This window comes from Mesorhizobium sp. LNJC391B00, from assembly GCF_000502535.1.
Classification (GTDB): Bacteria; Pseudomonadota; Alphaproteobacteria; order Rhizobiales; family Rhizobiaceae; genus Mesorhizobium.
Window position 1 is genome coordinate 152,354 of record NZ_AYWI01000007.1, and the last position, 18,983, is coordinate 171,336.

General features: G+C 63.2%; 20 protein-coding genes. 12 read left to right on the forward strand and 8 right to left on the reverse strand.

Annotation, left to right across the window (positions count from 1 at the left end):
- Nucleotides 1-51 precede the first annotated feature (51 nt).
- A complete protein-coding gene (locus X750_RS146025) occupies nt 52-693 on the reverse strand; it encodes a ThuA domain-containing protein (protein WP_023747979.1) in 642 nt (213 codons plus the stop codon).
- Between the two features lie 258 nt (nt 694-951).
- Here X750_RS146025 and X750_RS146020 point away from each other — a divergent pair, with 258 nt between their 5' ends.
- Complete coding sequence (locus tag X750_RS146020) at nt 952-1,596, forward strand: YjbE family putative metal transport protein (protein WP_023667912.1); 645 nt, start codon at nt 952-954, stop codon at nt 1,594-1,596.
- 13 nt (nt 1,597-1,609) lie between these two features.
- Here the strand turns inward: X750_RS146020 and X750_RS146015 are convergent, their stop codons facing one another.
- Nucleotides 1,610-2,995, reverse strand: a complete 1,386-nt coding sequence (locus X750_RS146015) for an FAD-binding oxidoreductase (RefSeq protein ID WP_023747980.1) — start codon at nt 2,993-2,995, stop codon at nt 1,610-1,612.
- Nucleotides 2,996-3,220: 225 nt separating this feature from the next.
- On the opposite strand from X750_RS146015, the gene X750_RS146010 reads away from it, so the two are divergent.
- A complete protein-coding gene (locus X750_RS146010; protein ID WP_031243107.1) occupies nt 3,221-4,306 on the forward strand; it encodes a LacI family DNA-binding transcriptional regulator in 1,086 nt (361 codons plus the stop codon).
- Here the strand turns inward: X750_RS146010 and X750_RS146005 are convergent.
- The 3 genes from X750_RS146005 to X750_RS145995 form a co-directional block, all read right to left on the reverse strand.
- A complete protein-coding gene (locus X750_RS146005) occupies nt 4,294-5,274 on the reverse strand; it encodes an alpha/beta hydrolase (RefSeq protein ID WP_245271874.1) in 981 nt (326 codons plus the stop codon). The genes X750_RS146010 and X750_RS146005 overlap by 13 nt on opposite strands.
- Nucleotides 5,275-5,288: 14 nt before the next feature.
- Nucleotides 5,289-6,437 carry a Gfo/Idh/MocA family oxidoreductase gene (locus X750_RS146000; RefSeq protein ID WP_023747983.1) on the reverse strand — a complete coding sequence of 383 codons (1,149 nt, stop codon included), beginning with the start codon at nt 6,435-6,437 and terminating at the stop codon, nt 5,289-5,291.
- Between the two features lie 254 nt (nt 6,438-6,691).
- Nucleotides 6,692-7,453 carry a DeoR/GlpR family DNA-binding transcription regulator gene (locus X750_RS145995; protein WP_023686999.1) on the reverse strand — a complete coding sequence of 254 codons (762 nt, stop codon included), beginning with the start codon at nt 7,451-7,453 and terminating at the stop codon, nt 6,692-6,694.
- Between the two features lie 162 nt (nt 7,454-7,615).
- Here X750_RS145995 and X750_RS145990 point away from each other — a divergent pair, with 162 nt between their 5' ends.
- From X750_RS145990 to X750_RS145950, 9 genes are all read left to right on the forward strand, one after another.
- Entirely contained in the window at nt 7,616-8,416 is an 801-nt protein-coding gene (locus tag X750_RS145990; protein ID WP_023682642.1) for a class I fructose-bisphosphate aldolase, read from the forward strand.
- Nucleotides 8,417-8,419: 3 nt separating this feature from the next.
- Nucleotides 8,420-9,370, forward strand: coding sequence for a PfkB family carbohydrate kinase (locus X750_RS145985; protein ID WP_023704787.1), 951 nt, complete (start codon nt 8,420-8,422; stop codon nt 9,368-9,370).
- Between the two features lie 89 nt (nt 9,371-9,459).
- Nucleotides 9,460-10,605, forward strand: coding sequence for an ABC transporter ATP-binding protein (locus tag X750_RS145980; protein WP_023686996.1), 1,146 nt, complete (start codon nt 9,460-9,462; stop codon nt 10,603-10,605).
- Nucleotides 10,606-10,720: 115 nt separating this feature from the next.
- Nucleotides 10,721-11,968, forward strand: a complete 1,248-nt coding sequence (locus X750_RS145975; protein ID WP_023749745.1) for a sugar ABC transporter substrate-binding protein — start codon at nt 10,721-10,723, stop codon at nt 11,966-11,968.
- 140 nt (nt 11,969-12,108) lie between these two features.
- A complete protein-coding gene (locus X750_RS145970; protein WP_023682645.1) occupies nt 12,109-13,005 on the forward strand; it encodes a sugar ABC transporter permease in 897 nt (298 codons plus the stop codon).
- Nucleotides 13,006-13,009: 4 nt separating this feature from the next.
- Nucleotides 13,010-13,852, forward strand: a complete 843-nt coding sequence (locus X750_RS145965; RefSeq protein WP_023704785.1) for a carbohydrate ABC transporter permease — start codon at nt 13,010-13,012, stop codon at nt 13,850-13,852.
- A 38-nt stretch (nt 13,853-13,890) separates the two neighbouring features.
- Nucleotides 13,891-14,712, forward strand: coding sequence for a sugar phosphate isomerase/epimerase (locus X750_RS145960; RefSeq protein WP_023708129.1), 822 nt, complete (start codon nt 13,891-13,893; stop codon nt 14,710-14,712).
- Nucleotides 14,713-14,716: 4 nt separating this feature from the next.
- Nucleotides 14,717-15,442, forward strand: coding sequence for a ribulose-phosphate 3-epimerase (locus X750_RS145955; protein ID WP_023704783.1), 726 nt, complete (start codon nt 14,717-14,719; stop codon nt 15,440-15,442).
- The gene (locus X750_RS145950) at nt 15,442-16,470 is read left to right on the forward strand and encodes an ROK family protein (protein ID WP_023704782.1); all 1,029 of its coding nucleotides are present in this window, start codon (nt 15,442-15,444) and stop codon (nt 16,468-16,470) included. The genes X750_RS145955 and X750_RS145950 overlap by 1 nt, the downstream gene beginning before the upstream one ends.
- Nucleotides 16,471-16,547: 77 nt before the next feature.
- Here the strand turns inward: X750_RS145950 and X750_RS145945 are convergent, their stop codons facing one another.
- From X750_RS145945 to X750_RS145935, 3 genes are all read right to left on the reverse strand, one after another.
- Nucleotides 16,548-16,883 carry a hypothetical protein gene (locus X750_RS145945; RefSeq protein WP_023704781.1) on the reverse strand — a complete coding sequence of 112 codons (336 nt, stop codon included), beginning with the start codon at nt 16,881-16,883 and terminating at the stop codon, nt 16,548-16,550.
- 75 nt (nt 16,884-16,958) lie between these two features.
- On the reverse strand, nt 16,959-17,234 hold the full coding sequence (locus X750_RS145940) for a hypothetical protein (RefSeq protein ID WP_023704780.1): 276 nt from the start codon (nt 17,232-17,234) through the stop codon (nt 16,959-16,961).
- Nucleotides 17,235-17,329: 95 nt separating this feature from the next.
- On the reverse strand, nt 17,330-18,241 hold the full coding sequence (locus X750_RS145935; RefSeq protein ID WP_023704779.1) for a LysR family transcriptional regulator: 912 nt from the start codon (nt 18,239-18,241) through the stop codon (nt 17,330-17,332).
- 102 nt (nt 18,242-18,343) lie between these two features.
- Between X750_RS145935 and X750_RS145930 the strand changes: the two genes are divergently transcribed.
- The gene (locus tag X750_RS145930) at nt 18,344-18,982 is read left to right on the forward strand and encodes a DsbA family protein (RefSeq protein WP_023820939.1); all 639 of its coding nucleotides are present in this window, start codon (nt 18,344-18,346) and stop codon (nt 18,980-18,982) included.
- Nucleotide 18,983: the final 1 nt, after the last annotated feature.

Sequence of the window (18,983 nt, forward strand, 5' to 3'; positions counted from 1 at the left end):
AGCGAGTAGCGGAGGCGTGATATCGCCGTTGCTTGCTCGGACAGGCCCCGGTTACCGGCTGGCCCACAACGCCCCGCGCTCGAAGATGGTGCGCATTTGCGGGACGGAAAACTCATCCGCGGTGTGGCCGAGCGCGCTGAAGAAGACGCGGCCCTTGCCGTAGCGGCGCTTCCAGACCACGGGCATGACGACGCCGTCGATGAAGTCGAGATGCTCACCGCTGAACGTCGTCGTCGCCAGCACCTCGTTGCTCGGGTCGACATGCATGTAATACTGCTCGGAATGGTAGGCGAAACCCCCGATACCCCTGACGATCGGATCGTCGCTGATGATGTCGACACGGTAGTCGATGATGTCGCCGGGGTGCGCGACCCATTGGCCGCCGGTCATGAACTGATAGTTCGGCTCGTTGCGAAAACTGTCGCCCATGGTGCCGTGGAAGCCGGCAAGGCCGGTCCCGCCGCTGACGGCGGCGGTGAGGTTTTGCAGCTCCGGTTTATCGATCGTCGACATGGTGATCACCGGCACGATCAGATCGATGGCCGGGAGCTGCGGATCGGCGAGCGCGGATGTGCCCTCTTCTATCCGCACCTCGAAGCCATGCCCGGTCAATATCTCGCTGACGACAGCGGCGCTGCGAGCCGGCGTGTGGCCTTCCCATCCGCCCCAGAAAATCAGTGCCGTCTTGCTCATGCTCGTCTCTCCTTTGGTCGGCAATATTGATAGGCAAGCGGAACGCTTTTGTCTTCCTTCCATGATGGGCATTCTGGGACGGGCATTTCTGGTCGGAAATCACGACCCGGCGATGAATTCCCGTGGATGAGGACCGATTGGCCGCGCTGGCGTCTTGTTTCAATACCGGGCTGCACTCAAATCAGCTGTCTTCGCGTTTGCGCAGACATCGGTCCGATGCGCCCGCAACCAGCCGGAGCCTTCCGGGGAGACCGCTTTATGAGTTTCGACCAGACGACTGTCGCCGCCTATCTGGAAGTCATCACCATCAACCTTGTGCTCTCTGGCGACAATGTCGTGGTGATCGGCATGGCGGCCGCAGGCCTCGCCAAGGCGTTGCGGCAGAAGGCGATCATCGCCGGCATTGCCGCGGCGGCGGTGATCCGCGTCGTCTTTGCGGTGATCGCGGTGCAACTGCTGGAAATTCCGGGGATCATGCTGGTCGGCGGCATGCTTTTGTTCTGGGTGTGCTGGAACATGTTCCAGGAGTTGCGCTCGGCCGGCGACGGCGAGGACGTCGACACTGAAGCCGTAGCACTTGCGACGGCGCGGCCGGCCAAGGCGCTGCGCACCGCGATCCTGCAGATCGTCGTCGCCGATGTCTCGATGTCGCTGGACAATGTGCTGGCCGTGGCGGGCGCCGCCGCCCACGACATGAATGCGCTGGTGTTCGGTCTCATCCTGTCGGTGGTTCTGATGGCGGTCGCCTCGACGCTGGTGGCGGCGCTGCTTGCCAGGTATCGCTGGATCGGCTGGCTCGGTCTGGCAATCATCGTCTATGTCGCGGGAAATATGACTCTGGACGGCGTCGAGCAGATGAGAACGGTCGACTTACACGCGCTGCTCTCGCCAGTTGCAAGCTAGATTCTCCTGGCGATCAAATGATATCGAAAATCCGCCCTGGGTTGAGAATGTTGTGCGGATCGAACGCCACCTTCAGCCGGCGCATGGCTGATATTTCGGCGTCGCTGCGCACGAGGTTCAGCCATTTCTTCTTGTCGAGGCCGATGCCGTGCTCGGCCGAGACGGCGCCACCGCATGCCGCCACGCCGCGATAGATGATCTCATAGGCGGCCGCCGGTTCCGTGGTGTCGACCTGATAGTGCAGATTGCCGTCGCCGAGATGGCCGAAGACGTAGATCTCGGCGCGGCTGTCGACGGCGTGGATCGCGGCTTCGGCGTTGCGCAGGAAACCCGCCATGGTCGCCAACGGGATGCTGATGTCGACGCCGATCATGCCCTCGATCGCAAACAGGAAGCGGTTGGCCTCTTCGCGCACATCCCATAGCGCACGGAATTCGCGCGGCGACTGCGAGACGACCACGTCGGCGACGATGCCGTCCTCGACCGCCTGCATCAGCACCGAAGCGAAACGCTCGCCGTCCAGCTCGGCCTGGTTGCCCTGGATCTCGGCCAAAACATAAACCGGCGCGCCGGCAGGCAGCGGCGCCGGCGCGGCCATGCCGGCAATCATGGCGCCGTAGAGCGGCGAGAAATTCACCTCATAGGCTGACAGCAAGGGACCGAGCCGCTGCTTGAGCAGGTCGAGCAGCGCAATGGCCGCCCCCAGCGAGCCAAGCGCGCAGAATGCGGCAACCTCGGTGGCGGGCTTGGGATGCAGCCGCAGGCAGGCGCGAGTAGCCACGCCCAGCGTGCCTTCGCTGCCAATGAAAAGCTGGTTGAGATCGTATCCCGAATTGTCCTTGGCCAGGCCACGCAACGAAGTCAGGATCGAGCCGTCGGCAAGCACGGCCTCCAGCCCCAGCACCTGGGCGCGGTACATGCCGTAGCGCAGCACGCGAATGCCGCCGGCATTCGTGGCGATGTTGCCGCCGACCGTCGCCGTGCCGCGCGCGCCGATATCTACGCCGAACATCAGGCCGGCTGCATCGGCCGCTTCCTGCACCATTTGCAGCGGCGCGCCGGCTTCCGCGATGATGGTTGCCGCGGCGCGGTCGGGCGCTTCGACCGCGGTCATGCGCTCCAGCGACAGCACCGCTTCGCCCGGCTGCACGCGCGCGCCGCCGGCCAGCCCGGTGCGGCCGCCATGGACGACTAGCTTCTGGCCGATACCACTGCATAGGCGCAGGATTTCGGCGACGTCGGCGGCGTTGCGCGGACGCAAGACCAGTTCGGGCTGGCCGCCGCCCTTGCCGGAGAGGTCGTCGCCATAGCGCGGATCGATAGCATCGCCGATCACAATCGCGGCGGCATCGAGCCGACGATATAGCTGGGAAAGAAGCCGATCGATCTGTTGTGTCATGGTGCCTGGACTTTTCAGCGCTCTTTGTGACCGAGACTTTGATGCGCGACAATTTTCGCGTCAATTGAACAAATTTACGCACGGTATAATCTGTCATTGCGCGTTGAACCCACTGACGTTTCCTGTAAATTTCGTCTGCCGTTGCGTGGCGGACGCGCCGGCTGCAGGACCGTGGGCAGCGTCAAGGGATGACCGAGGTTCTGGCGCGTGCCAGACGAGGATTGAATGCCAATGACGCACAAGACGATGGAGGATTTCGCCCGCTCCTGCGGCGTCTCCAGGCCGACGCTGTCGAAATATTTCGACGATCCGACCAGCGTCAAGCCGGCAACGCGCAAGCGCATCGAAGAGGCGTTGCGGTCGTCCGACTACCAGCCCAATCTGTTTGCCCGCAACCTCAACCGCAAGCGCACCCGCGCCATCGGCATTGTCGTACCGACGGTCACCGATCCCTTCTATTCCGAAATGGTCAGCCGCATCGAGCTCAGGCTGCGCGACGAGGGCTACTGGCCGATCGTCATCTCCTCGCATGGCTCAACCGAGCTCGAAATGGAGGCGACACGTACCATCCTGTCGCTGAAAGTTTCGGGCGCGCTGATCGCGCCGCTCGGCTTGCGCTCGGACCGGCGCACGCTGGAGAAGCTGACCCAGACAATGCCGGTCGTCTATTTCGACACCTATCTTGAAGGCGGCACGCCCTTTGTCGGCAACAACAATGCCCAGAGCGTCTCGACCATCGTCGACTATCTCTGCCGCTCCGGCGACGCCCCGGTCTATTTCGACATCCCGCATGTCAATCACAATTCGCCGGAGCGCCTGAACAGTTACGTCGCCGCGATGCGTCAACTTGGCCAGGAGCCGGTGGTTATCGGCAACACCCGAGACTACACATGGGATTTCGAGCGCATCGGCTACAAGCAGATGGAACAGATGCTCGGGGCCAGCGGCCTGCCGGGCAAGACCAGAGGTCTGCCCGGCAAGACCGGGGGTCTGCCCGGCAAGACCGGAGGTCTGCCCGGCAAGACCATACTGTGTGCGAATGACCGCCTGGCTTTCGGCGTGATGGCGGCAGCCTTCGCGAAAGGGCTGAAGATCGGCCGCAAGGCCGATTGCGACCTGCGTATCGCCGCCCATGACGACCATCCGCTGAGCCGCTACACCTGCCCCGCACTGACCACCATCGCGCAGGATTTTGCCGCCATGGCGGGGCGCAGCGTCGAGACACTGCTCGCTTTGCTCAACGAGGATACGGCAAACGTCGCGCCGAAGGTCAGCCTCGACGCCGCCCTGGTGATGCGTCAGTCCGCTTGAGCCTTTCCAAAGGCAGGATCGAAGCTTCGCCACGCGGCAATGGCGGCGGCAACCGCCTGTCTCGCTGCCGGGCCGTGACGGCCCATCGAGACGAAGCCGTGGATCTGACCGGGCCAGTGTTCCAGCACGACCGGCACGCCAGCCTGCTGCAGACGCCTGGCATAGGCCTCGCCTTCGTCGGCGAGGATGTCGTGACCGGCGATGGCGATGAAGGTGGGCGGCGCACCGGCGAGGCTTTCCGCCTTCAGCGGTGAGGTACGCCAGTCGCCGATGTCGGCGGCATTGCGGACATAATGGTCGCGGAACCAGGCCATGGTCGAGGCGGTCAGGCCAAAGCCTATGGCGAAGCGCCGATAGCTGTCCGTCGTCTGCCCGGCATCGGTGTTGGGATAAAACAGCAGCTGCGCTGCCGGCGGATTTTTGTCCCCCCGCGTGAGCAGGCCGAGCACCGTGGCGAGATTGCCGCCCGCGCTGTCGCCGGCAACCGCGATGCGGGCAGCGTCGATGCCGAGTTCGTCCGCGGCGCTTTGCATGTAAGCAAGTGCCGCTCGGCAATCCTCTATTGCCGCCGGGAATTTGTGTTCCGGCGCCAGCCGGTAGTCGACGGAAACGACGACAGCGACTGCCCCGTTGGCGAACCAGCGGCAGATCTCGTCATGCGAGTCGAGATTGCCGATCACCCAGCCGCCGCCATGGAGATAGAGCAGCGCCGGAGCGCCTGCCGAAGGCGCGCCCTGCCCAAGATAGATCCTGAGCCTAAGTGGTCCGCAGGGTCCGGAGATGATGCGCTCATTGAGTGCCGCTACCGGCTCACGCTCGCCTTGCAGGTTTGGGAAGCCCTCATTGTAGGCACGGCGCGCCTGTTCAGGCGTTCCCGTTTCGAACGGCGGCGCGCCGGCCTGGCTGCCGAGTTCGAGCACATGCCGGGCCTCCGGATCGAGTGTCGGCAGGGACGGTGGCAATGTCACGGACGAACCTCCCGTCAGGCAAGCAGGGTTGCCGCTTCGTCTTCGCCAAGCAGCGGCGGCTGGTCGACCGTGCCGTTGACGGCAACCGAGCCGCGGCTTTCGCCGGAAGCCAGGATCGCCTCCATGATCTCCAGCACCTGCAGCGCCAGCTCACCGGAGGCGCGCGGCTTTCTGCCCGTGGCCAGCGCGCGCGCCAGATCGGCGACGCCGAGCATGCGGTAATTGGCGCGGTCGGGCGCCACATAGGGCCAGTTGCGGGCGCCATACAATTCGCTCTCGCTGGCGAAATCGGCCCAGTCGGCGCCACGTTCCGACAGCGAGACCGTGCCGCCGAACGTGTCGGGATCGGGTAGCCTGAGCGAGCCTTCGGTGCCGTGCAGTTCAATGGGATGGTTGGAGTGTCTGAAAACATCCCATGAGGCGCCGAAGGTGACGGTGGCGCCCGAGCGGAATTCGAGCAGCGATATTATGTTGGTCGGCGTGCCGACCTTGAACGTCGTGTTCTTGAACGGCCCGTCGGCCGTGATCAGCCTCTCCTCCTGGCCGCGCGTCGCCATCGCCATGACGCGCTCGACCGGCCCGAGCAGATTGACCAGCACGGTCAGGTAATAGGGACCCATGTCGAACACCGGACCGCCGCCGGGCTGATAATAGAATTGCGGATTGGGATGCCAGTGCTCCATGCCCCGTCCCATCATGAAAGCGGTGCCGGTCACCGGCTTGCCGATGGCGCCGTCATCCATCAGCCGGCGCGCGCGGCGGCCGGCTGCACCCAGGAATGTGTCCGGCGCCGAGCCGATCAGCAGGCCGCGCTTCGCGGCCTCGGCGACAAGCCGGCGGCCGTCGGCGGCGGAGGTTGCCAACGGCTTTTCGGTGAAGACGTGCTTGCCCGCCGAAAGCGCCGAGAACGAAATATCGAAATGCGCCGCGGGGATTGTCAGGTTCAGCACGAGGTCGATATCGGGGTCGGCCAGCAGCGCGTCAACGCCGAGGGCGCGGATGCCGTATTCCCTGGCGCGCAGCTCGGCCATGTCAGCGGAAATGTCGGCGCAGGCGCGTAGCTCGACACCACCAAAGAGCGCTGCATTGCGCAGATAGGTCATCGAGATGTTGCCGCAGCCGATGACACCGATGCCGAGCTTTGTCTCTGATTTTCCGTGCATTTCCAGCTTTCCTCCGAAGCCAAGGGCATGCTGCGCAACCGTTGCAGTTCCCACGACCCCCCGCAATCCGCTATACAGGACTTTAAATGTTGACGCGCGTAAAATTTTTATAGAGCTTATGAGAATTCTGGCGTGCACTGGGAGGCCGCCAGCGTGAGGAGGAGAACATGACCGGCATGAAAAACGGCCGACGGCCGCTGCGAAGCCCGTGGCTCATGCGCGCTTTCCGTCGCGCATCAGAGACCGGGATGGGTTCAGGCATAGATCACCTTGGCCCCGATCCTATCAAGCTCGCTGCGTATTGGACCGGGCAGGCCATCGTCGGTGATCACCACATCGACGGCCGACAGCGAAAATGCCTTGGACGTCCCGCTGACGCCCCATTTGCTCGAATCGGCGAGCAGGACAACGCGCCGGGCCATGCGAACGAGGTTTCGCTTCGTTCGCGCCATGTCTTCGTTCACGTCGACCACATCCAGTGACGAGTCTATCGCATGCGCTCCAACAAAGACCTGATGCGCTACCAGGCCGCCGAGAGCCGTATCGGCATCGGTGATCAGCGTGCTCACCGTGTCGGGATAGACCCGGCCGCCGATCATATGAACGTCGAGCCCGGGACGATGCATAAGATGCTGCACGATATTCATGGCCGTGGCCGCGACCACGACATTGCTGAGCGGCGGTAACTGCATGGCAAGCTGCATCAAGGTCGAGCCACCGTCGAAGATGATCGACTGGTTGTCCTCGAAAAGGTCGAGCGCCGCCCGGGCGATGCGCTTCTTTGCGTCGAGGTTCGTTTGCATCCGCCGCGCGAACGCGGCCGTCGTCGAATCGGTGGTCCGGGTCACCGCCCCTCCACGGGTCTTGGTCAGCAGTCCCTTGCGGTCCAGTATTTCGAGGTCGGAGCGCACCGTGACCTCCGACACGCCAAACCCGTCCGACAGGTCCTTGATGCGAACCTGTCCGCTGCGTTGCACCTCGCCCAGGATCGATTGGCGTCTCTGCTCCGACAACATTGCCCGGCCCTTGCCTGCCTGCGCCGAGCAATCGCGCCGGCCTCGGCTCACCTTACCGGAAATATGCAGATTCGAAAGCTTTCGAAAGATTGTTTTTCCTTTTTCTTTCGGAAACACTGGATCGAGCTTTTTTAAATCAACCGATCAGGGAATTTTGGACTCATGAGCCTAGGAACCAAGGTGCGTCTCGCGCGCCTCTTCTCGCATCCATCGGGGAACCTTTTTGGCGGCGCGGTCGACCACTTCGTCGGCTATGGCGACGTGCGCAAAGGCGGCCTTGCCGACCTGCCGGGTGCGCTCGCACGCGTCATGGCGGGCAAACCCGACTACGTCAGCATCCAGCCTGGCACCGCGCGCCATCTGTGGCCGCAATATGCGGGCAAAGCTTCCCTGGTGATTCAGGCGGGCTGCTTCACCGCGGACGATCGCATCAGCGAGTTGATCGCAACGCCCGAGGACGCGGTGCGCGCGGGGGCCGATGCGTTGGCCGTGGCCATTCCGGTGCGCGGCGCGACGGAGGGCAAATACATACGCTGGCTGACCGATTCGGTGAATGCAGCAGCCCGCTACGGCATGCCCGTGGTGGCGCATATCTACCCTCGCGATTTCACCGACGGAGCAAAGATCGTCTTCACCCCCGACGAGATCGCCTATGCGGCGCGCATCGGTTACGAGTCCGGCGTCGACGTGATCAAAATCGGCTACACCGGCGATTTCGAGTCGTTCCGGGAGACCGTCCGGACCTGCCCGGTGCCGGTTGTCATCGCGGGCGGTCCAAAGACCGATACGCTGCTCGGCGCGCTTCAGCAGACGGCGGACGCCATCCGTGCCGGCGCGCACGGCGCCGTGGTCGGCCGCAATCTCTGGGGGCACGGCGATCCGGAGAAGGCAGCGCTTGCCTTTCGCGGCGTCATCCATGACGGCCTTTCGGCGCAAGACGCCCTGGCGAAGGCGGGTGCCTGAACGATGCCCACCATCCCCTCGATCCTCGGCTTCGGCGCTATTGCGATCGACGACATCGTCTACGTCGATCAGCCATTGTCGGCGGGCAAGGGTAAGGTTCTGCAAAGTACCCGCGCCTTCGGGGGAAATGTCGCGACGGCGCTGGCCGCCGTCGCGCGGCTCGGCGGAACCGCCGGGTTCGTCGGATGGCTGGCCAGTGCCGCGGACGACGCGGTGCAACTCGATCTCGTGGCGAGCGGTATTGAAACCGCATTCGCGCCGCGCCATCCCGACGCGCGCCCGGTGCACTCGCGGATCACCGTCGGCTCGGACGGGGAAAGGTTCATCGCGTATGACGACGATGCGATGCTGGGCACCGCTCCGGACTTTCCGGACGATATCCTCAGCCGCGCGACCGTCCTGATCGTCGATAGCTATGCGACCGGGTCGCTGGATGTCGTGGCTCGGGCTCGCGATCTCGGCCTTGCGATCCTCGGCGATATCGAATGGAGCAGCGGCCCCGCCACGGAGCGGCTGATCGCGCTCTGCGACCATCTCATTCTTCCACTTAGCTTTGCACGGACTGCCACGGGGCGCCGATCGCCTGCCGAGATGCTCGATGCCTTGTGGTTGTCATCGCGATCCGCCGTGGTTCTGACCGATGGAGGCAGGGGTGTGTACTATCGCGGCCGTGAACAGACAGGTCTCTGGCACCTGCCCCCGCACCGGGTTGCGGTCGTCGACTCCACAGGCGCGGGTGACTGCTTTCATGGCGCCTATGCCCATGCGTTGACGCGCGGAGCCGACACCGCGGGCCGGATCGCATTCGCGGCCGCGGCGGCGGCCGTTTCGATAACGGGGCGTGGCGGGCGCGAGGCGCTTCCGACCGAGGACCAGGTCACGCAACTCCTGGCATCGGCGAACGCGCCGTCAGCAGTCGACCTGAAAAATGCGCATGTGGATGCTGGAGCATGACCTGAAACGATCCGACGAAACATTTCGCAGGCGAACACAAGCCCAGGAGAATCATAAAAATCAGGGCTTATACTTGTGGAGGGAGGAATATGGCAGAAGTCATTCTCGAGAAGATCTGCAAAACCTACGGCAACAGTTTTCGCGCAATCGACCAGTTGAACCTGTCGGTCAAGGACGGCGAGTTCTTGATCCTCGTCGGGCCTTCCGGCTGCGGCAAATCCACGGCGTTGCGAATGATCGCGGGGTTGGAAGACATCACCAGCGGCAGCCTTCGGATCGGCGGGGTCGACGTCGTCGACATGCCGCCCAAGGACCGCGACATCGCGATGGTGTTCCAGAGCTACGCGCTCTACCCGCATATGACGGTATCCGAAAACATCGCCTTTTCGATGCGGCTGGCAGGCAAGCCGAAGGCCGAGCGCAAGAAGCGCGTGGACGAGATCGCCAAAACTCTTCAGCTGACGTCTTTGCTGGACAGCAAACCCGCGAACCTGTCAGGCGGGCAGCGTCAACGGGTTGCCATGGGCCGCGCCATGGTGCGCGAGCCGGCCGCCTTTCTCATGGACGAGCCGCTTTCCAATCTGGATGCGAAACTGCGTGTGCAAATGCGCGCCGAAATCACCAGCCTGCAAAAGCAGCTCGGCGTCACGACCATTTACGTGACCCACGATCAGATCGAAGCGATGACGATGGGCGACAGGGTCGCGGTGCTGAAAGGCGGTGTGCTGCAGCAGGTCGACACACCCAAGAGGCTCTATGAATCGCCGGTTAACGCCTTCGTTGCCGGCTTCATCGGCTCTCCTTCGATGAACCTTTTCGAGGCGACCCTGAAGGGCGGCGAGCTCGCTTTTCGCGACTTCGCCGTCCGGCTGCAGGATGCAGCCTTCGTGCGCAGGCCGGCCTTGAGGTCGTATGCGGGGCGCAAGGTCGTGTTCGGGATCAGACCGGAGGATCTTTATGACAGCAGCCTTGAATCCGGTCGCAAGTATCAGACGATACCGGCCAGGGTGACCTCGATCGAGGAACTCGGCTCCGAACAGATCGTCCACATGAACATCGACGCGGTCCGGGTGGACTCCGGCGATCCGGATGCGGTGGACGATTTCGGCCTGGCATCGAACGCGGTGGCGAGGTTCGAGCCGATCAGCGCCGTCCGCTCCGGCTCGGAAATCCGGTTGGCCGTGGATGATGCCAAGTTCCATTTCTTCGATCCCGAAACGCATCTGGCGATCTGAAGATCTGCGGAAGACCGCGGGCGGGAGCGAGGTGCCTGCGGAAGATACAAGAAGGCTTCTGAATGAACAGACGACCGTCCGCATTGTGCGGCCGATCTTGAAGAAGGAGGAGAAAATGATGTTTCGGATACGACCCGCGATGCTGAAAATAGCCGCGGCCGCATGGTTGCTTGGTGCAACCGGCGCCATGGCGGACACGACGCTGGAATTCACCCAATGGTGGGAGCCCGAATTGCCGGCGGGATCGCTCAGGGCAATCATGAACGACTTCGAGGCTGCAAACCCCGGCATCAAGGTGACGCTGGTCAGCGGTCCCTATGCGACCACGCGAGACCAGATCTCGGTCGGCGCCGCAACCGGAACGCTCAGCGACGTCGTCGGTCTCGACGGCGCCTGGGTGAACAATCTGAACGCGCAGGGTGCGCTGGCCGACATGAACCCGATGATGGATGCGAGCGGGTTCGACAAGACCCAGGTCGCGGATATCATCAAGGTGGACGGCAAGGCGGTGATGTTTCCCGTGGCTTCGTTCGTCTATCCGGTCTTCGTCAATCTGGACCTCGCCGCCCAGGCAGGCGTGACCAAGCTGCCGTCGACCCGCGCGGAGTTTCTCGAAGCCGCCAAGAAGATGACCCATGCCGACAAGAACCAGTATGGCTGGGTGCTGCCGCTGTCGCTGCAAACGCCGTCCGGTGTCCAGAACGACCTGATGTCGTGGGTCTGGGCCTCGGGTCAATCGATGATGGTTGAGGGCAAGCCGGCTCTCGAGGGCAAGCCGGTCGTCGATATGCTCACCTTCGTCAAATCGCTGAACGACGCCGGCGTCATCTCGCCCGGCATTGCCACCAAGACCGAGCAGGAAAAGGTCGAGGAATTCGTCAACGATCGGGTCGGAATGATGATCGACTCGCTCGCGCATGTGAATCTCATCCGCAAACGCAATCCCAAGCTGAACTTCGACCTCATCCCGGTCCCAGTCGTGGCGGACTACAACGGCAAGCGCGGCCTTCCCTATGCCTCCTGGGGCATCGGCATCTCTGCCGCCTCGAAACATCAGGATGAAGCCTGGAAGCTCGTCCAATATCTGATGAGCGAGAAGGTGAATGCCAAGCTCGTGTCGCTTGCAAATGCCTTCCCGGGCAACGTCAACGCCAAGCCCGATTTCGTGACCTCGGACAAGGCTTTCGCCAAGGCTTTCGAAATCTTCAAGACCGGCTATCTCGCCAACGAGTTCACGGGCCTGCCGGTGGCTGAAGACCTGATGACCCAGTTCGACGTGGAGGCTCAGAAGATGCTTGCCGGCGAGCAGTCTCCGGAACAAGCCGCAACCAACGCTCAAAAGGGCTGGACGGCGAAATTCTGAGCGGCCCATTGCTCGTTTGCTATCTTCCACCGGGTGGCCCGGCCTCGGCCAGGCCACCCGTCAACAACGGATCGGCAATTTGAGATGGACCTGTTTTTGAAGCGCACCTTCCTCTTGAAGGCACATCCCAGGGGTCGCACATGACCGGGCAGAAGCGCTCCCACCATCGACTGAAACGAGCGGTCGCACCCTATCTCTATCTGTCACCCTCGCTCCTCATAATCGGCCTTTTGATGCTGCTGCCAATGGTGACGGTGATTGGCTATTCGTTCCAGAACAGCGCGGTGCTGCGTCGCGACCCGTCCTTTGCCGGATTGAAACACTACCAGGCGATCTTTGCCGATCCGGTGTTCTGGGCCTCGCTGTGGCACACACTCTACTTCACCTGCATGAGCGTCGTCTTCCATATGACCATCGGCATGCTCTTCGCACTCATGCTGAACAGCGACCGCATCAATCCTACGCTGCGCAACATTCTGCGCGTGCTGTACATACTGCCCTGGCTGTTCACCGCGGTGATTATCGCGGTGATCTGGCGCCTTCTGCTCGAGCCGAATGGTGTCGTGAACAGTGTTCTCATGCAGATGGGCATCATCGGTTCCAAGGTCGAGTGGTTTTCCTCGCCCGCGACCGCGCTGCACGCCGTCACCTTCGCCAACATCTGGGCGGGCTACCCGCTTTTCATGGTCAGCCTGCTCGCAGGCTTGCAGGGCATTCCCAAGGATTTCTACGAGGCCGCCGATATCGACGGCGCGAAGGCCTACCAGAAGCTGATCTTCATCACCATTCCGCAGCTGATGCCGATCATCATCAGCATCTCGCTGCTCGACTTCATCTGGACCATGCAGGTCTTTCCATTGATCTGGATAACGACGGGTGGCGGTCCGATCTACTCGACCGAGGTCCTCAGCACCTACACGTACAAGCTGGCGTTTTCGAGCTACAACCTATCGCAGGCCTCGGCTAGCGCCGTGGTCATCCTGCTGATCTCTCTCGGCCTGACGCTGTTCTACATCCGCTATCAAAAGGCTCGGTAGTCACATGAGGAAAGGGCACACGCCGAAAGACAGGCTGATCACCGCCGCGCTCCATGTCGCGCTTGCCGCAGGGCTCTTTTTCGCGGCCTTCCCGATCTACTGGATGCTGAGCAGCTCGTTCAAGTCGAATACCGAAATCTTCGCCCTGCCGCCAACCGTCCTGCCGAAGGCCTTCACGCTGGAAGCGTATGCGGCCATTCTGGGCGACCCGGTAAAGCTGCGCTTCTTCTTCAACAGCTACTTCGTGGCCGGAGCGGTGACCGTGCTGACGGTGCTGATCGCCTTGCTGGCGGCCTACGGGTTCAGCCGTTTCAATTTCCGCGGCAAGGGCAGCCTCAACACGCTCATCATCAGCACGCAGACGATCCCGCCGATCACGCTTTTGATCCCCTTCTTCGGGCTTGTCGTCTCGTATGGCATCTTCGACACCTATGTCGCGCTGATCCTGACCTATCTGGTGTTCACGCTGCCCTATGCGATCCTGCTGATGACGGGATATCTGAACACCTTGCCCCGCGACCTCGATGAAGCGGTGGCTGTCGACGGCGGCACCAGTTGGACCGCACTGTGGCGGGTGATCGTCCCGATTTCACTGCCTGGTATCGTGGCGACGTCGGTCTACACCTTCCTGTTGTGCTGGAACGAATTTCTCTTTGCGCTGACACTGACGAAGTCGACGTCCATGCGCACCGTCCCGATCGGCATCCAGTTGTTGATGGGGCAACACGCATTCGAATGGAACCAGATGATGGCGATGAGCGTGCTCGGCTCGCTGCCGCTCCTGGTCATCTACCTGGTTGCCCAGAGGTTCTTCCTCGCCGGCATGACCGCAGGCTCGGTCAAGTAGGGTATCCCTCCAACGGAGGTGGATCAAGGAATGAAAGGATGACCGTGAAAGACCTGAAAGTCGGCTGCCAGACCTTTACCTGGGAAATGCTCGGGGACCGCTTCGCCGGCGGCCCGGACGATCTGCTCAAGGCGATTGCCGATGGCGGCTATGCCGGCATCGAGATCACCGACACGATGATCGGCCGCTATGCCGGCAAGCCGGCGGAGTTCGCGGCCGCGCTGAAATCATCCGGACTGACGCTCGTCTCCTTCGCCTTCGGCTCGAAGAGCGGTTTCACGCTCAGGGATGAGATCGGCGCCGACCTCGAGACCGCCAAACGCTGGATCGACTTCGCCGCCGCCTTTCCCGGCGCGCTGGTGTCGATGGGCTCGGCCACGATCGTTTCCGACGGGCCGCGCGACGGCAAGTTTGCCACCGCCGCCGAGGTCTACAACAAAGCCGGCGAACTCGGGCGCGAGGCCGGCGTCCAGGTCGCGGTGCATCCAAGCTCGCATCACAACACGCTGCTGTTCGACCGCGCCGACTACGACCGCATCTTCGGGCTGCTCGACGCCTCGCTGGTGGGCTGGGTGCCCGACACCGGCCACATCTTGCGCGGTGGCCAGGACATGGCGGATACGCTCACCACTTATCGCGACCGCATCCGCTATGTGCATCTGAAGGATGTCGACGCGAATGGAACCTGGGCGATGCTGGGCAAGGGCGTCTGTGACACGGCGAAGGTGATCGAGATCGCTGGTGCTGCACCCAATTTCAACGGCTGGCTGGTGCTGGAGGAAGAGTCCGAAACGGCCGCCGCCGACCCTGCCGGCGCCGTCAAAACCAACCGCCAGACAATGCGCGGCTACGGAGCCTGAGACGATGACGACGAACAAGCCCCTGTCCGGCCCCGCCGCATTTGCCGCCCTGCCGCGCAACCGGCTTATCGGCGAGTTTTCGCTGTGGTCGGCCGACCTCGCCAATATGGAGCGCGATTTGAAGCGCATCGAGACCCATGCCGATGTCCATCATATCGACGTCGCCGATGCCCGCTTCACCCCTGGCTTCCTGTTCTTCCCGGACCTGGTGGCGCACATCGCCAAGCTCACCGCAAAGCCTATCCATGTCCATTTGATGGTCGAAGCCGAGATCGTCGAGGAACAGACGCGCCAGTTCATCGAGGCCGGCGCCGACCTGATCAGTGTGCACGCCGAAAACGGCGAGACCGGTCTGCGCGCCGTGAAACTGGCGCGTGAACTCGGGGCCGAGGCCGGCGTGGTGCTGCGGCTGGAAACACCGGTCGCGGCCGTCACGCCCTTCCTGCCGGAAGTGGCATTCGTGACGCTGCTCGGCACTTCCATCGGCGTCAAGGGCCAGAGCCTGTCGGAGCAGGCGTGTCCGCGCCTGATCGAGGCGCGCGCGCTGATGCGCAAAGCCGGCCGCGAGGCCGACATCGTGCTCGCCGCCGATGGCGGCATCCGCCACGAGACCGTGCCCTTACTGCGCGCCGCAGGTGCGGAGACCGTGGTGCTGGGCTCGCTGGCCTTCGGCGATCCCGACCTTGCCCGGCGCATGGCCTGGCTGCACGGGCTGGAGGTCGCCGCCTGATGACCAAGCTTGCGCTGGCCTTCGATCTCGGCGGCACGGCGCTGCGCGGTGCGCTGGTCGAAAGCGATGGCCGCATCGTCGCTCATGCTTCAGCGCCGACGCTTGCCGGTGCGGGATCGGAGGCGGTGATCGGCCAGATCGTCGCTCTGGCAGGCACGCTGCTTAGGGAACACCCGCAGGCAAACGTCGCCGGCATCGGCGTCGGCGCGCCGGGACCGCTCGACCCCAAGGCGGGCATCGTGATCGCGCCGCCGACGCTGGCCGGCTGGCACGACGTGCCGCTGATCGACATTCTGGGGCAGCATTTCGGCCTGCCGGTGCGGCTGGAAAACGACGCCAATGCGGCGGCGCTCGGCGAATGGCGTTTTGGCGCCGGACGCGGCAGCGGATCGCTGGTGTTCGTGACCGTATCGACCGGCATTGGCGGCGGCGTTGTCGCCGATGGCCACATCTATCACGGCAGGCGCGGACTGGCGGCTGAGATCGGCCACATGACCATCACCGGCGAAGGCGACCGCTGCTTCTGCGGCGCCATCGGCTGCTTCGAGGCTGTCGCATCGGGAACCGCGCTTGGCCGCCGCGCGACGCGATTGACCGCGCCCGGCGACGGCTCGCTCTTACGACGGCTGTCAAATGATGGCGACGTCTCGGCCAGGCATGTCGTAGAGGCTGCCAAGGCCGGCGACGCCAACGCTCTCGACCTGATCGAGGCGGAAGCACAATGGCTGGGCATCGGCTTCACCAATCTCTTGCATCTCTATTCGCCCGATCTGATTGTCATGGGTGGCGGCCTTTCCAACGGGTTCGACCTTCTGGCACCGTCGATCAGAGCGGTCATCCAGCAGCGAGCGATGCCGGCCTATCGCGACGTGCCGGTCGTGCAGGCTGAACTCGGCGACCGCGCCGGTCTGATCGGCGCCGCGAGCCTGATCCTGCGGGAAGGCGAACCGGGTGCGCCGCTGGCGATGGCGCAGGACGACAAGGACAGAGGCGCGACCGCCGATGCCACGGAGGCACGCCATGGCTGAACTCGAGCTGCGCGGCGCGCGCGAAGATGGTGAATGGTCCAGTTTGAATGCAGCGCCAAGGTCCCCGAAGAGGACCCCTACCCTTCGCGATTCCAGCTGGCGTATTTTCGGATCGTTTGCCGCTTGTCTTCCGACAAGCCAACAAGGAGATTCTCCTCGAGATAGCCTTGCCGGATGAGATTGGCGAAGACCTGTATTAGCTGTGAATAGCGATAGTCGAACATCTGGTCGATCTTCCGTCGCTGCTGCCGCAGAAAGTCTTCGACATCCCATATTTCGGAAGGGGTTGCCGCAACGTGGGCCCTGCTCTTGAGTTCAGCCAACGTCTTGTCGAGCGCCACTTTCAGCGCTGCGTCATAGGCAGTGCGGGCGACTTTCTTTTCGGACGGAGACCATTTCTCACCAGCGGTCATCGACTGTCTCTATCGTGTTCGCGGCGGCCGTCATCCGGTAACCCTGGGACGCAGGACCCCGCCTTTGGGACCAATCTACTTTCCGCAATGGTGATCGTTGACCTTGTTCAGCGCATTCGCGTCCGGCCCGACCCGGTCGTAAGAGCACGGGCCGGCCGCCGTGGTGATCAGCATTTTGTCATAGTAGCGCGGGCCGCCGAACAGGGCGTAGATGAGGTCGCGATGGGCGGGGACGTAGCGTTCGGGTTCTGGCTGACGATGGCGATGCTTGTCCTTGGCGACAGCCGCTGTGGACAGGCTGCAGCCGACAGCGAGAGCGAGCATGCAGGTCACAAAGATCTTGGTGGTCATCGGCAGTACCCTTCTGACGGTTCGGAATCGCAGCATATCCAAAAGCGCCTGCCGAACAAAGGTTCCCTCGCCGGCATTGCCGGCCGGTGCCGAAATCAGCCCGCACTGCGCGCGCGCCGCCGTTCGGCTGCAACCAGGAGGTCGACGAAAGCGCGCACCTTGGCCGGCCTGAAGCGCGCCGGCGGGAAGACGGCATGGATGCCACCGGACGGCAAGGTCCAGTCCGCGAACACCCGCACCAGCCGGCCGCGCGCAATGTCGTCGGCGACACTGTAATCCGGAAAGATGCCGAGGCCGATGCCGGCCAGCACGCAGGACAGAACGCCCGGTGTCTTGTCGCAACTGACGACAGGATTGAGTTCGGCCAGCACCGTTTCCGTGCCCCTCGAGAACAGCCATTGGCCCACCCCGCGCAACTGGGCGTTGCCGACCCAGGGCAGCGACTTCGCCTGCCTGGGCCCGGCATTCCCAGGCAGCATCTCGGCCAGTTCCGGGCTGGCGACAACGAATTGCTGCAGGCTGCCCAGCCGCCGTGCCAGATTGCTGGAATCGGCCAGCCAGCCGACGCGGATGCCAAGATCGATCTGCTCGTCGACCAGGTTGCTGACCGCATCGTCGAAGATCGTCTCGACCCGCATTTTCGGGTATTTTCTGATGTAGGCGGCGATGGTCGGCGCCACCACCTTCTCGCCATAATCGAGCGGCGCCGTCAGCCGCAGCGTCCCCGTCGGCTGCGCCGCTCGCTGCGAAATGTCGCCATAGGCTGCCTCCGCCTCGCGCAGGATGATCGCGGTCCGGTCATAGAACAGACGACCCTCTTCGGTCGCCGTCACGCGCCGGGTCGTGCGCCGCAGCAGCGTTGCACCGAGCTCTTCTTCGAGCTTGCCGACCTGATGGCTGACCACAGCCTTGGCAACGTCGAGACGGTCGGCAGCGGCCGTGAACGAGCCGGTCTCCACCACCGTGGCGAAGTAGACAAGCCGATTGAGATTGAGGAGTTCGGTCACAGGCCGCTCATTGTCTGATTTTATCGGACAGTTTGTATGATTGATCGCCATTTTTCGCAAGCGGTCCAGCTGTCATCTATCGGGCAACAGAATGAGGCCGCCATGACCAATGCAACCCTAACCTATCTTTTCGACCCGCTCTGCGGCTGGTGCTATGGCGCCACGCCGATGCTGGATCGACTGGCCGCCGGCGGGACCGCGCTCCAACTGCTGCCGGTGGGGCTTTTCTCCGGTGCCGGCGCGCGGCCGCTGGATGCAGGTTTTGCCGCCCACGCCTGGGACAATGACCAGCGCATCGCGCGGCTGAGCGGACAGCGCTTCAGCCAGGCCTATCTCGACAATGTGCTCAATGTCAGCGGCACCTTGCTCGATTCTTCCGCTGCCACCATGGGCATCAACGCCGCCGGGCTGGACGACTGGCGCCAGGAACTTGCGGCACTGAAGGCGATCCAGCATGCCCGCTATGTCGACGGTCGCGATATTGTGACGGTTGACGGCGTCGCCTCGGTACTGACCGACGCCGGCATGAGCGACGCGGCAAAGCTTTTGAAGGCGCCGACGCAGCCGTTTCTGGCGAAGCATGACGACCTGGTCAGCCGCGGGCGGATGTTGTTCCAACGGCTGCATGCCAATGGCGTTCCCGCGCTGGCGGTGATCGGCCAAACGGCGCCGCGCCTGATCGGCGCCAACGCGCTGTTCGGCAGCTACGACAATCTCGTCGCTCACATCGAGGCGGCGTAGT